Here is a 13,023-nt window from a genome sequence, read left to right on the forward strand (position 1 = left end):
TCACCTATTAAGAAACAAAAGCAATAACTTCACCACCAACGCCTGCAGCACGTGCAGCGCGATCAGTCATGATGCCTTTGCTTGTAGAAACAATTGCAATACCTAAACCTTGCTTAACGCTTGGAAGTGCATCTTTACCGCGATACTGACGTAGACCTGGACGGCTTACGCGTTTCACAGTGTCAATCACTGGCTTGCCTTCAAAATATTTTAACGTAATTGTTAAAGTTGGTTTGCCTTCAGCTTCCGCAACTTCTACGTTAGAAATGTAACCTTCTTGTTGAAGTAAGTTAGCAATTGCAACTTTCAACTTAGAATTAGGCATAGAAACAGTTTGTTTCTTCGCCATTTGTGCGTTACGAACACGTGTTAGCATGTCGGCAACGGTATCTTGCATACTCATTTATAGTGCTCCTTACCAGCTTGCCTTAACAACGCCAGGTACATCACCTTGCATTACTGTTTCACGTAATTTGTTACGGCTTAAGCCGAACTTACGGAAATAGCCATGCGGACGACCAGTTAAACCACAACGGTTACGTAGACGTACTGGAGATGCATTACGTGGTAATGCTTGCAATTTCATCATCGCTTCGAAACGTTCTTCGTCTGATGCATTTACGTTTGCAATAACAGCTTTTAATTCAGCACGTTTTGCAGCGTATTTAGCAACAGTAGCTTCGCGTTTCAATTCGCGATTAATCATACCTTTCTTAGCCATATCGACCTCTTATTTGAACGGGAAGCCGAATGCACGCATAAGCGCACGGCCTTCGTCATCGGTGCGAGCAGTCGTAGTAATGGTAATGTCCATACCACGAATACGATCAATCTTGTCAAAATCGATTTCAGGGAACATGATCTGTTCCTTAAGACCCATTGAGTAGTTACCACGACCGTCGAATGATTTCGCAGAGAAACCACGGAAGTCACGGATACGAGGGATCGCAATCGAGATCAAACGGTCTAAGAATTCGTACATACGTTCGCCGCGTAAAGTAACTTTACAACCGATCGGCCAACCATCACGGATTTTAAAACCAGCGATTGATTTACGAGCTAACGTAAGTACTGGTTTTTGACCAGCGATAGCTTGCATATCTGAAAGAGCACCATCAAGGAGTTTTTTGTCAGCAGCAGCTGCGCCAACACCCATGTTGATCGTGATTTTAGTGATGCGAGGAATTTCCATCACATTTTTAACGCCTAAAGTCTCTAATAACTGAGCTTTAAGTTCGTCATTGTAACGTGTTTTAAGTCTGGCCATGGCCTATATCAACCTATTACTTCGCTACCGCCACTGATTCACCATTTGATTTGAATACGCGAGTTTTCACGCCATCAATCACTTGGTAACCAACACGGTCAGCCTTTTGGGTTGTAGCATTAAAAACTGCCACGTTTGAAATATGAAGCGAAGCTTCCTGAGTTACAACGCTACCTTCAGCGCCTGTAGCACGGTTCGGCTTTTGGTGCTTCTTCACCAAGTTAAGGCCTTCAACCTTAACACGGTCATTAGAAACAGACAGAACAGTACCCTGTTTGCCTTTTTCTTTACCTGCGATCACAATTACTTGATCGCCTTTTTTAATCTTAGCCATGATCGCCTCTTATAGAACTTCAGGAGCCAATGAAATAATTTTCATGAACTGTTCAGTACGAAGTTCACGAGTCACTGGTCCGAAAATACGAGTTGCAATCGGCGCTTTGTTGGTGTTCAAAATAACAGCAGCGTTATCGTCGAAACGAATCACTGAACCGTCTGCACGACGGATACCGAATTTTGTACGAACCACAACTGCATTCATCACGTCACCTTTTTTAACACGTGCGCGTGGAATTGCTTCTTTTACAGTAACTTTAATAATGTCGCCAACAGAAGCATAACGACGATGCGAGCCACCAAGTACTTTAATACATTGTACGCGGCGTGCACCACTGTTGTCTGCTACGTCGAGCATAGTTTCGGTCTGAATCATTGCCCTACTCCAAAACCGAGCAACACCGGTCGAAATTTCGAAAGGCTCAAAGAGTACTCGAAATTGACCGATGATGCAACAAGAACGTTAATTACTCAGCAGCTGCTTCAACAACTTCAACTAGAGTCCAAGACTTAGTTTTAGAAATTGGGCGGCTTTCTTTAATGGTTACAACATCACCAGCTTTCGCTGTGTTGTTCTCATCATGAGCATGTAATTTTGTTGAACGGCGGATTAATTTGCCATACAACGGGTGTTGAACTTGGCGTTCAATAAGAACAACGATAGATTTATCCATCTTGTCGCTTACAACTTTGCCAGTTAACGTGCGGACTGTTTTATCACTCATTGTCCGTTCCCCTGTTTTTCGGTAAGGAGGGTCTTAATACGAGCAATAGTCTGACGAGTAAGTGCAACTTCATGCGATTTACCCAATTGACCAGTTGCTTTCGCCATACGAAGACGGAATTGGTTAAGCTGTTGCTCATCAAGCAAAGCTGTCAACTCTTCTACCGACTTTTCACGTAGATCTTTAGTTTTCATTACATTACCGTCCGAGTCACGATAGCGGTTTTAAACGGAAGCTTAGCTGCTGCAAGCGTAAACGCTTCGCGAGCCAATTCTTCGTTAACACCATCAATTTCGTACAAGACTTTACCTGGTTTGATTTGGCAAACCCAATATTCCACAGAACCTTTACCTTTACCCATACGCACTTCAAGAGGCTTAGAAGTAATCGGCTTGTCCGGGAATACACGGATAAAGATCTTACCACCACGCTTAATACGACGGCTAATTGTACGACGCGCTGCTTCAATTTGACGCGCAGTCATTTGACCACGTTCAACTGATTTAAGTGCAATAGTACCGAAAGATACTGTGCTACCGCGGTGTGCTAGACCAGTGTTACGGCCTTTCTGCACTTTACGGAATTTAGTACGCTTAGGTTGCAACATGGATTATTCTCCTTTTTCAGCAGAACGATCATTGCGACGACCACGACGCTCTTGACCTTCACCACGACCACGACCGCGTTTAGCTGGACGTTCTTCTGCTGGAGCTGGGTTCATGACTTGTTTCATGCCGCCCAAGATCTCACCACGGAAGATCCAAACTTTAACACCGATCGTACCGTAAGTAGTCTCAGCACGCATAGTCGCATAGTCGATATCTGCACGAAGCGTATGTAGAGGTACACGACCTTCACGATACCACTCAGTACGAGCAATCTCAGCACCACCTAAACGGCCTGAAACTTCTACTTTGATACCTTTAGCACCAGCACGCATTGTGTTTTGTACTGCACGCTTCATAGCACGACGGAACATTACACGTTTTTCCAATTGAGAAGCGATTGCTTCAGCAACTAGACGCGCGTCTAAGTCTGGACGATCAATTTCATTGATACTTACTTGCGCAGGAACACCCATGATAGATGTTAATTCGCGTTGTAGTTTCTCAATATCTTCGCCTTTTTTACCGATTACGATACCAGGACGAGCAGTGCTAATCGTTACTTTAGCAGCGCCTGTAGGACGTTCGATAAGAATGTTGCTGATCATCGCGTTTTTAAGTTTTTTGATTAAAAACTCACGAACTTGAAGATCTTTAAGCAAGTATTCAGCGTATTGTTTCGGATTCGCATACCAGTTAGCGTTATGACGTTTCACAACACCTAGGCGGATACCGATTGGATGAACCTTCTGACCCATATCAAACCCCTACCTTAACGGTGATGTGACAAGTACGCTTAGTAATACGATCTGCACGGCCTTTAGCACGTGGCATAATACGTTTCAGGCTCATGCCTTCATCAACGTAGATCGTAGAAACTTTAAGGTCGTCTACATCTAAACTGTTATTGTGTTCAGCGTTTGCAATCGCAGATTCCAACGCTTTCTTAACTAGAACTGCAGCTTTTTTGTTGCTGAAGTTAAGGATGTTAAGCGCGTGCGCAACAGATTTGCCGCGGATAAGATCTGCAACCAAACGAGCTTTTTGTGCCGAGATAGCGGCACCGCGTAATTTAGCAGTTACTTCCATCATAGCACCCATTAACGTTTAGATTTCTTGTCAACACCGTGACCGCGATAGGTACGAGTTGGTGCAAATTCACCAAGCTTGTGACCAACCATGTGTTCAGAAACGATCACAGGAACGTGGTTACGGCCATTGTGTACAGAAATTGTTAAACCAACAAAATCCGGTAGGATCATCGAACGACGCGACCAAGTTTTGATCGGCTTACGGTTATTAGCCGCGATAGCCGCTTCAACCTTAGCGAACAAGTGCGCATCGACGAATGGGCCTTTTTTCAGAGAACGAGGCATTGTCAGATTCCTTTACTTGTTACTTAACGCGACGGTCGCGAATGATCATCTTAGTCGTACGCTTATTGGTACGTGTCTTGTACCCTTTAGCTTTTTGACCCCATGGGCTTACAGGTTGAATACCTTTGTTACGCCCTTCACCACCACCGTGCGGATGGTCAACCGGGTTCATTGCCATACCACGAACGGTAGGACGAACACCACGCCAGCGCGATGCACCAGCTTTACCAAGCGAACGAAGGTTGCTTTCCGAGTTAGATACTTCACCTAACACAGCGCGACATTCAACGTGAATTTTACGCATCTCGCCTGAACGTAGACGAACGATAGCGTAAGAACCGTCACGACCCAACAGCTGAACTGAAGTACCAGCTGAACGAGCAATCTGCGCGCCTTTACCGATTTTAAGTTCGATGTTGTGAAGAGTAGAACCGATTGGCATGTTGCGAAGCGGCAAGCAGTTACCTGGACGAATTGGAGCATCGTTACCAGACTGTACTTTATCGCCAGCGCGAAGGCCTTTAGGAGCGATGATATAACGACGTTCACCATCAGCATACAATACAAGTGCAATGTGTGCAGTACGGTTAGGATCGTATTCAATACGCTCTACAGTTGCAGGAATACCATCTTTGTTACGCTTAAAGTCAACTAGACGGTAGTGCTGCTTATGACCGCCACCAACGTGACGAGTCGTGATGTGACCGTTGTTGTTACGGCCGCCAGTACGTTTTTTAGCTTCAACCAACGGAGAGTACGGTGCGCCTTTGTGAAGGTGATCATGAACCACTTTCTCTACAAAGCGACGTCCTGGAGACGTTGGCTTACATTTTTGAATAGGCATAATTCTCGTCCTTATTCCGCTGTGCTTTCAGCGGTATCGCCCAAGTCAGCCATTTCAACATCTTGGCCAGCTTTCAGGGTGACGTATGCTTTTTTAACATCAGAACGACGTCCTAATGTTTTACCAAAGCGTTTAGACTTACCTTTAGTGATAGTCGTGTTAACTTTAACAACTTCTACACCAAAGAGTTGTTCCACTGCTTTTTTGATTTCAAGCTTGTTTGCATTGATAGCAACTTTAAACACTTGAACACCAGCAGTTTCACCTAAAACTTGTGCTTTTTCTGAGAATACAGGTCCTTGCAGGACTTGATAGATACGTTCGTTGTTCATCCGAGTTCTACCTCAATTTTCTTAGCAGCAGCTACAGACATAACAACTTTGTCGAACGCAATCAAGCTAACAGGATCGATTGCAGCAGCATCAACCACATCTACGTGTGGAATATTGCGTGCAGCAAGATACAAGTTCTCATCAACAGCATCGGTAACGATCAATGCACGAGTTGCATTCAAGTCGTTAAGCTTTGCAAGCAATTCTTTAGTTTTTGGAGCTGCAACAGCAAACTCATCAACTAAAATTAGGCGATCTTGACGAACAAGTTCAGCCATGATGCATTGCATAGCACCGCGGTACATTTTACGGTTTACTTTTTGAGACCAGTCTTGTGGACGAGCAGCAAAAGTTTTACCACCGCCAACCCAGATTGGGCTACGAATAGAACCAGCACGAGCACGGCCAGTACCTTTTTGACGGAATGGCTTGCGGCCACCGCCAGAAACGTCTGCACGTGATTTCTGAGCTTTTGAACCTTGACGGCCACCAGCTAAATAAGCTGTAACCACTTGGTGAACAAGAGCTTCATTAAATTCACGACCGAACGCAACTTCTGATAATTCAACAGCAGAGCCGGAAACAGTATTTAAATTCACGTTATTTCCCCTCAGGCCTTGATCGTAGGACGAACGATTACGTCGCCACCAGTAGCACCAGGAACCGCGCCTTTAACAACAAGAACTGAACGTTCTGTGTCGATAGCAACGATCTCAAGACCCTGTGTAGTTACGCGTTCAGCACCTAAATGGCCAGCCATTTTTTTGCCTTTGAATACGCGACCAGGAGTCTGGTTTTGACCAGTAGAACCTAAAACACGGTGAGAAAGCGAGTTACCGTGAGTTGCATCTTGCGTACGGAAATTCCAACGCTTAACACCACCTTGGAAACCTTTACCTTTAGATTGACCAGTTACGTCAACAACTTGACCAACCTGGAACAATTCAACGGTAAGCGTACCACCAACTTCACGACCTTCAAGATCAGCTTCTGTAGCGCGGAATTCTTGAACTAGACGACCAGCTGCAACACCTGCTTTCGCAAAGTGGCCTTTCTGAGCGTTAGTTACGCGAGATTCGCGACGTTCACCAGTAGTGATTTGAATCGCTTGATAACCATCAGTTTCAAGCGTTTTGATTTGAGTGATGCGGTTAGGATCAACCTCAATCACTGTAACAGGCACAGAAACACCAGCATCTGTAAAGATACGTGTCATACCGCACTTGCGACCGACTAAACCAATAGCCATGTGCATAAACCTCTAAAAAAGCGGCCTAATTAACTTAGAGTGTTAATTAACCCGAAAGCCTTAACCCAATGCGATCTGAACATCAACACCAGCTGCAAGATCTAACTTCATCAATGCATCTACAGTTTTGTCTGTAGGTTGAACGATGTCGATCAAACGCTTGTAAGTACGGATTTCGTACTGGTCACGCGCGTCTTTGTTTACGTGTGGTGATGTTAAAACGTTAAAACGTTCAATGCGTGTTGGCATTGGAATTGGACCACACACTTGTGCTCCAGTACGTTTTGCGGTTTCTACGATTTCTTGAGCAGATTGATCAATCAGGCGATGATCAAAAGACTTAAGACGGATACGAATTCTCTGGTTAGACATACCAGTAAACTCCAAGCCAAATATATAAAGAATCACTCCTGACGCATCTCACCCCACTTTAATACGGGTAAGTGTCAAGAGCAGTGAAATATCACTAAGGTCGTGATCGATGCCACGACTGTAACGATAGTTAACTACTTTATTCGCAGTTAACCCCCTTCCTATCGAAGGGTCGCTTATTATAGCCATTGTTTAATGCATAAGCAAATCCCTTTTATGGTTTTATCCAAGTTTTCAATTTACCCCCTAAAACAAGAGTTTATTTTCTGAATGCGGGGCAGTTTTCGCCAAGACATATTCTATAGCTCGATTTAATATCTGATTTCCTTCAACAAACTTATTTTTATGGGTCTTTTTTAATTCAGAGAGATCCTGAACATATTTTCCTGAAAATTGTGCAAGCTGCTCCTCATCTTCCAAAAATAAAGACAGGATTTCTGGAGTACTCTCTGGATGAAACTGAAAACCGAGCACATTTTTACCCAACTGGTACATCTGATTACGACAGGCTTGGTTTTCTGCCAGATGCACTGCCCCTTTGGGTATTTCAAAGCTTTCACTATGCCATTGCAGAATATTGAACTGTTCGGGTAAGCTAAAACATTCTTGCGGTAGATTGGCTACCTTGTGTACCGTGGCCCAGCCCAATTCCTGCTCAGGATTACGACTGACGCCCGCCCCCAATGCATTGGCAATCAATTGTCCACCCAGGCATAAACCGATTGCCGGTTTGCCATGTGACAGATAACGACGCAACCAGCGTTTCTCTATCTTTAACCAGGGGAAATTCGCCTCATCATTGACACTCATGGTTCCGCCCATGATGATCAGTAAATCGACGTCCTCAACCCTTGGCAAAGCCTCAATCTCTAAAGGACGATCCAACGGTAAAGCAAAAAACTCAGTCGCACTAATGTACGCCTGATACTGCTTTAAAAACTCATGACAACTACCATAGCCTTCACCAGCAATATGCTGAAAATAATGCACTTTTAAATGCGACTTCATGCTCCTCAACCTATTTTTTAGCTAGATAGTTTTAGGTTTTGCAAAAATGAAGCCAACTTTTTTCAAGGACCAATTTTTTTAACAATTCACAACCGAACTGGCAGTGAGTCACAGATTCTCTTAAGCTAAGGTAATATTTGATTACATTTAAGGGCATTCACGTGAAAAAAAACGCTCAAACCACCCTGATTCATGCACCACGAAAAGCCCCTCAATCCATTTCTACGGTTCAACCTCCCCTGTTTCGTGCATCGACCATTATTTTTGAGAATACTGATGCGCTATTTAATCGCCACTGGACCGATGCTTATGACTATAGCTACGGCACCCACGGCACACCCACGACATTCACCTTAGGCGATAACATCGCGCAAATTGAAGGGGGTGAATACTGCCTACTTGCGCCGAGCGGTTTATCCGCCATTAACCTGGTGAATTCTTGTTTCTTGAGCCAAGGTGATGAAGTCTGGGTTGCCGATAACATCTATGGCCCAAACATGGAACATCTGCGCAATCTGGAAACGCGTTATGGCATTGCGGTCAAAGTGTATAACCCGCTTGAGGTCGAAACCTTTACACCAAGTGAAAAAGCAAAACTGCTTTGGCTGGAAGCGGCCGGTTCAGTCACACTGGAGTTTCCAGATCTGGTCGGTTTAATCAAAAAAGCCCAGGCACATCATATTTTGACGGCGCTGGATAATACCTGGGGCGCAGGTCTGGCTTTTAATGCTTTTGATTTTGGCGAAGAGCATTTAAGTGTCGATATCACGGTTCATGCCCTGACCAAATATCCAAGCGGTGGTGGCGACATCTTGATGGGCTCAGTTGTTACACGAGATAAAACCCTGCATCACAAACTGTTCCGTACCCATGCCATTCAGGGCATTAGTGTTTCTGGTGATGATGTGGCGCAGGTACAACGCAGTCTGGCTTCGATGCAACTGCGTTATCAGCATCAGTCCGAAAGCGCACTGACTTTAATGAAGTGGCTCAAACAGCAAACTGAGCTTGTTCAAGTTTTACATCCAGCCGATCCAGATTGCGCTGGACATCAATACTGGAAAGATATTTGTAATACAGGTCAAAGTGCCGGCCTGGTTAGCGTGATTTTTGATCATTCTTATAAGCTGCAAGATATTCGCAATTTCTGTGACAGCTTAAACCTGTTTAAGCTCGGCTTTAGCTGGGGTGGTCCTGTTAGCCTGGTCATGCTCTATAACTTAAAAGACATGCGTGTACTGAAACATTCACATTTAAAAGATGGCTTTTTGGTTCGTTTTTGTATCGGACTGGAACATCCGCAAGATTTGATTCAAGATATCCAGTACGCCCTAGAACACATGAAAAAGCCTAAAAATGAATAATAAACAATAGGAAAAGTTATGTGAGCACCCCTTGGTATTGCTAAAAAACCACAAATACCATGCAAGACATTGTTTTATGTTCACAGCTTGCCAGTCGGCATGGTCTGCTTGTCGGTTTAACTGAAACTAAAAAAACAGTCACTCTTATTTATGAACAGAGTGTCGATCGGAATAGTGCTTTTGAAATGCTGCAAAACCCAAGTGGCCGAACCTCAAAAAAATGCCAAACAAGCAGAATTTGCAAAACAGCAAGCCAAGGAACAGTGACCTCTAACCGGTGAGCAACAAAAGGAATTAGAACACGCGACTTAGGCAACCTAAAAAGTTCATAAAAGATACTGATCGATTTATCAAACTGCGCACGCAGGCTCGGAGATGATACCGGAGAGAATTGTCCGCGAGTTTCATGACTGCTTTTTCAGTGAAAATAGCACGATTTATTCCTATCAAGATTTTTAAAATTATGGGATATTCAGATATCCCATAATTTTTTTATGGTTTTATTAAAAAATGTATTTACAAGGCATGCTATAAGATGTATTTTAAATACATCTTACAAATAAACAGCCATGAGAGATCAAACATGACTCCGCAGCAAATTGACCTTGTAAAAGCAACAGTGCCTGTACTCCGCGAAAATGGTGTGGCACTCACGGGCTATTTTTATAACCGCATGTTAGGCAACAACCCTGCCCTTAAAGAAACGTTTAATATGGGTCACCAACGCAGTGGTGCACAGGCGCAAGCTCTTGCCGGCGCTGTATTGGCCTATGCCGAAAATATTGAAGACCCATCTGTACTTTTACCTGTGGTTGAGCTGATCGCGCATAAACACGTGAGCTTAAACATTCAAGCGCCAGACTATAATATTGTGGGTGAAAACCTGCTGCATTCTATTAGTGAAGTATTAAGCATCCCGATGGAAGATCCATTAATTGATGCTTGGGCTACAGCTTATGGTCAATTGGCTGACTTGTTCATCAGCACTGAAAAAACGATCTATGAGCAGCATCAGCAAACCAAAGGTAGCTGGTTAGGCTGGCGCAATTTCAAAATTGCCCAAAAAGTAGTGGAAAGTGACGAGATTACTTCAATCTATCTACAACCGGTCGATGGTGGCGATTTACCGAAATATGAAGCCGGTCAATATATTTCAGTTCGTGTATTCGTAGAAGAACTTGGCTTAAAACAGCCGCGTCAATATACGCTTTCAACCAGCCCTCAAGCAGACTATTTGCGTATTTCAGTTAAACGTGAACCGGGCAATGGCGCAGATCAAGTTGCAGGTTGGGTGTCTAACACTCTACATGGTTTGCCGGAAGGTTCAGAAATTGAAGTATCTGCACCAACAGGTAACTTCTACCTGATCGATCCAGCTAAACGTAATGTGTTTATCAGTGGTGGTGTTGGCCTGACGCCAATGATCGCGATGCTGAACCAGCTGGTGACTCTGGATATGCCACAACCTGTGACCTTTATCCATGCTTGCCGTAGCAAACAGGTTCATGCGATGCACCAGCATATTCATGACCTGAAAGCAAAATATCCGCGCTTAAGCACCCTTACTGCTTATGAATTTCCACATCAAGCTGACAAACTGGGTGAGGATTATGATGTAGCAGGTCGTCTGGATCTGAGTACAGTTGATGCAGCGCTGTTACCAGTCAATGCCGATTACTACCTTTGCGGCCCAATGCCATTTATGGCAGAACAGCAAAAAGCACTCGTTGCCCGCGGTATTCCTGCTGAAAATATTCATAGTGAAGCATTTGGTACAGGTGGGGTTCACCACTAAGCCCTCGCTTCAAGCTGAATAGGTGGGGCTAGTCTGGTTATGCTAGACTAGCCCTTATCTATTTAATTCTTAAAGATATTAGTGCGATCATGCAATTAAACAAATTTACCGACTATGCTTTGCGTATTTTAATGTACATCTCCCAGCCGCGAGATACGCCGTATACGATTGCGGAAATTGCGCGAGATTTGTATGTGTCACAAAATCATTTAATGAAGATTGTGCATTTCATGTCGAAACAAGACTGGATTATTGCCACACGCGGTAAAGGCGGCGGCATCCGCTTAAATCCTACTACACTAAATCTAAAACTCGGTGAGATCGTGCGTAGCTTGCAGGGTGAAAATCATGTGATTGTCGAATGTAATACCCCACCCTGCGTACTGCGTAGCAATTGTGGTTTAAAAGGTATTCTCGACCATGCGCTGGAACAGTTTTACCAAAGCCTGAACCAATATACCCTGGCCGATGTGCTCACCCCATCTAACCAATCTCATTTTAGTACTGTTTCTCCAATCGGTTTAATTAACCTGATGGATTAAGTTGCAATAGCATTGCAAAGCAAAGTTCGCTTGCCTGTGCGACTTCCTTTATAATGTTTCTTTGTAGATCATTTATTGAAGTTGAGTTATGCACCACAGCAGAGGAAAATCCAAAAACAGTAAGACAGCCCATGCACCCAAGCAAAAGATCAGCTATGCGAAAAAAGTTGATTCTGCCATTACTGAATATTCTGTGCGCTCACTCAACTGGCTACGCAAAGCCGAATTTTTAATGAGTGCACCAAAACTCAGTCTTTGTGTAGAAGATACAGGCTATGAAATTGCTTTTGCCGGTCGCTCCAATGCCGGTAAATCCAGTGCGATTAATGCCCTGACCAACCAGAAACAGTTGGCACGTGCATCAAAAAGACCCGGCCGCACCCAGATGATTAACTTTTTTAGCTTGGGTAATCCAGATCAGCGTCTGGTCGATTTACCAGGCTATGGCTATGCTGCCGTACCAGAGGCGATGAAAATTGTTTGGCAAAAAGAACTGGAAAATTATCTGATTCATCGCAAAAGCTTACAGGGCTTGGTGCTGTTAATGGATATTCGTCATCCGCTACAACACTTTGATGTGATGATGCTGGAATGGGCTTATTCACGTCATTTGTTTGTGCATGTTCTTTTGACCAAATCAGATAAACTGAATCGCGGCCCTGCCTCTAAAGCGCTTCAGGAAGTCAAAGCTGCATTGAAAAAAATGAAACTGGACTTCTCGATTCAATTGTTCTCCTCTATGAACAAAGAGGGACTTGAAGAACTGGCCAGCGTCATGGGCGGCCGTCTGAATTTCACTTTAGATCAATCAACTCAATTTGATTTGGACAGTATTCCGGAAGTATCGGCTCATGATCTAAATCAATTCGATGAACCAGTTGAACTCGACTCTGGGTCTGATGCAACTGCTATTGGTGAGGTTTCACCGCATGACTTAAATGAAGCTGAAGAACCGCTTGAATTACTTGAGCAGGATCAGTCAGAACTTAAAGCAGCAGATGAGCTGAACCAGAATAAACGCTCAGCTGAATAATCAAATGACAAAATATTTGATTGATTGATTTAAATTAAAAACCTCCGTTATGTCGCATAACGGAGGTTTTTTTCTAGGCTGATTTTCGCTATGCCAAGCTGGCCAAGTGATAGCAGCGCCGGATTGATCAGATTTACCTGTTTTTACATGAAGACTGCATTGTTTACTTAGTGAT

Annotated in this window: 20 protein-coding genes and 1 pseudogene; 4 read left to right on the top strand and 17 right to left on the bottom strand. The window is 43.9% G+C overall.

Translation table 11 applies throughout. The annotated features are described in order from the left end of the window. Positions 1–7 precede the first annotated feature (7 nt). The 17 genes and pseudogenes from rpsH to CWI32_RS09360 all read right to left on the bottom strand — a co-directional run bounded on the left by rpsH (position 8) and on the right by CWI32_RS09360 (position 8,114). Positions 8–403 (bottom strand): 30S ribosomal protein S8, encoded by a 396-nt coding sequence (rpsH, locus tag CWI32_RS09280; protein ID WP_005094144.1) that lies wholly within the window; start codon positions 401–403, stop codon positions 8–10. A 12-nt stretch (positions 404–415) separates the two neighbouring features. Continuing rightward, positions 416–721 (bottom strand): 30S ribosomal protein S14, encoded by a 306-nt coding sequence (gene rpsN, locus CWI32_RS09285; protein ID WP_004732275.1) that lies wholly within the window; start codon positions 719–721, stop codon positions 416–418. 9 nt (positions 722–730) lie between these two features. Further along, positions 731–1,267 (bottom strand): 50S ribosomal protein L5, encoded by a 537-nt coding sequence (rplE, locus tag CWI32_RS09290; RefSeq protein ID WP_005094146.1) that lies wholly within the window; start codon positions 1,265–1,267, stop codon positions 731–733. Positions 1,268–1,283: 16 nt separating this feature from the next. Continuing rightward, the gene (gene rplX, locus CWI32_RS09295) at positions 1,284–1,601 is read right to left on the bottom strand and encodes a 50S ribosomal protein L24 (protein WP_004281502.1); all 318 of its coding nucleotides are present in this window, start codon (positions 1,599–1,601) and stop codon (positions 1,284–1,286) included. A 9-nt stretch (positions 1,602–1,610) separates the two neighbouring features. Continuing rightward, entirely contained in the window at positions 1,611–1,979 is a 369-nt protein-coding gene (gene rplN, locus CWI32_RS09300) for a 50S ribosomal protein L14 (RefSeq protein ID WP_005094147.1), read from the bottom strand. A 91-nt stretch (positions 1,980–2,070) separates the two neighbouring features. Further along, positions 2,071–2,328: a 30S ribosomal protein S17 gene (gene rpsQ / locus CWI32_RS09305; protein ID WP_004281504.1), complete on the bottom strand. Its 258-nt coding sequence runs from the start codon at positions 2,326–2,328 to the stop codon at positions 2,071–2,073. After that, positions 2,325–2,522, bottom strand: a complete 198-nt coding sequence (rpmC, locus tag CWI32_RS09310) for a 50S ribosomal protein L29 (protein ID WP_004281505.1) — start codon at positions 2,520–2,522, stop codon at positions 2,325–2,327. Before rpmC ends, rpsQ begins: the two co-directional genes overlap by 4 nt. Next, positions 2,522–2,935, bottom strand: a complete 414-nt coding sequence (gene rplP / locus CWI32_RS09315; protein WP_004281506.1) for a 50S ribosomal protein L16 — start codon at positions 2,933–2,935, stop codon at positions 2,522–2,524. Before rplP ends, rpmC begins: the two co-directional genes overlap by 1 nt. Continuing rightward, positions 2,875–3,691, bottom strand: a pseudogene (gene rpsC, locus CWI32_RS09320) (30S ribosomal protein S3). Before rpsC ends, rplP begins: the two are co-directional and overlap by 61 nt. Position 3,692: 1 nt before the next feature. Beyond that, on the bottom strand, positions 3,693–4,022 hold the full coding sequence (gene rplV / locus CWI32_RS09325) for a 50S ribosomal protein L22 (protein ID WP_001982638.1): 330 nt from the start codon (positions 4,020–4,022) through the stop codon (positions 3,693–3,695). 11 nt (positions 4,023–4,033) lie between these two features. Further along, complete coding sequence (gene rpsS, locus CWI32_RS09330; protein ID WP_004281508.1) at positions 4,034–4,309, bottom strand: 30S ribosomal protein S19; 276 nt, start codon at positions 4,307–4,309, stop codon at positions 4,034–4,036. A 19-nt stretch (positions 4,310–4,328) separates the two neighbouring features. Next, a complete protein-coding gene (gene rplB / locus CWI32_RS09335) occupies positions 4,329–5,153 on the bottom strand; it encodes a 50S ribosomal protein L2 (RefSeq protein WP_005094148.1) in 825 nt (274 codons plus the stop codon). An 11-nt stretch (positions 5,154–5,164) separates the two neighbouring features. Continuing rightward, the gene (rplW, locus tag CWI32_RS09340) at positions 5,165–5,485 is read right to left on the bottom strand and encodes a 50S ribosomal protein L23 (protein WP_005094149.1); all 321 of its coding nucleotides are present in this window, start codon (positions 5,483–5,485) and stop codon (positions 5,165–5,167) included. Further along, positions 5,482–6,084 carry a 50S ribosomal protein L4 gene (gene rplD, locus CWI32_RS09345; RefSeq protein ID WP_005094150.1) on the bottom strand — a complete coding sequence of 201 codons (603 nt, stop codon included), beginning with the start codon at positions 6,082–6,084 and terminating at the stop codon, positions 5,482–5,484. The genes rplW and rplD overlap by 4 nt, the downstream gene beginning before the upstream one ends. Positions 6,085–6,095: 11 nt before the next feature. Further along, positions 6,096–6,734, bottom strand: a complete 639-nt coding sequence (rplC, locus tag CWI32_RS09350; RefSeq protein ID WP_005094152.1) for a 50S ribosomal protein L3 — start codon at positions 6,732–6,734, stop codon at positions 6,096–6,098. A 60-nt stretch (positions 6,735–6,794) separates the two neighbouring features. Further along, positions 6,795–7,106: a 30S ribosomal protein S10 gene (rpsJ, locus tag CWI32_RS09355; RefSeq protein ID WP_000070912.1), complete on the bottom strand. Its 312-nt coding sequence runs from the start codon at positions 7,104–7,106 to the stop codon at positions 6,795–6,797. Between the two features lie 246 nt (positions 7,107–7,352). After that, complete coding sequence (locus CWI32_RS09360; protein WP_100357820.1) at positions 7,353–8,114, bottom strand: type 1 glutamine amidotransferase; 762 nt, start codon at positions 8,112–8,114, stop codon at positions 7,353–7,355. A 161-nt stretch (positions 8,115–8,275) separates the two neighbouring features. Here CWI32_RS09360 and CWI32_RS09365 point away from each other — a divergent pair, with 161 nt between their 5' ends. From CWI32_RS09365 to yihA, 4 genes are all read left to right on the top strand, one after another. Beyond that, on the top strand, positions 8,276–9,478 hold the full coding sequence (locus tag CWI32_RS09365) for a PLP-dependent transferase (protein WP_100535180.1): 1,203 nt from the start codon (positions 8,276–8,278) through the stop codon (positions 9,476–9,478). A gap of 583 nt (positions 9,479–10,061) precedes the next feature. Continuing rightward, positions 10,062–11,273: an NO-inducible flavohemoprotein gene (gene hmpA / locus CWI32_RS09375; RefSeq protein WP_100355133.1), complete on the top strand. Its 1,212-nt coding sequence runs from the start codon at positions 10,062–10,064 to the stop codon at positions 11,271–11,273. Between the two features lie 89 nt (positions 11,274–11,362). Beyond that, on the top strand, positions 11,363–11,815 hold the full coding sequence (locus CWI32_RS09380) for an RrF2 family transcriptional regulator (protein ID WP_005168731.1): 453 nt from the start codon (positions 11,363–11,365) through the stop codon (positions 11,813–11,815). 88 nt (positions 11,816–11,903) lie between these two features. Then, entirely contained in the window at positions 11,904–12,848 is a 945-nt protein-coding gene (yihA, locus tag CWI32_RS09385) for a ribosome biogenesis GTP-binding protein YihA/YsxC (RefSeq protein WP_100535182.1), read from the top strand. Positions 12,849–13,023: the final 175 nt, after the last annotated feature.

Source organism: Acinetobacter pseudolwoffii (assembly GCF_002803605.1).
GTDB lineage: Bacteria > Pseudomonadota > Gammaproteobacteria > Pseudomonadales > Moraxellaceae > Acinetobacter > Acinetobacter pseudolwoffii.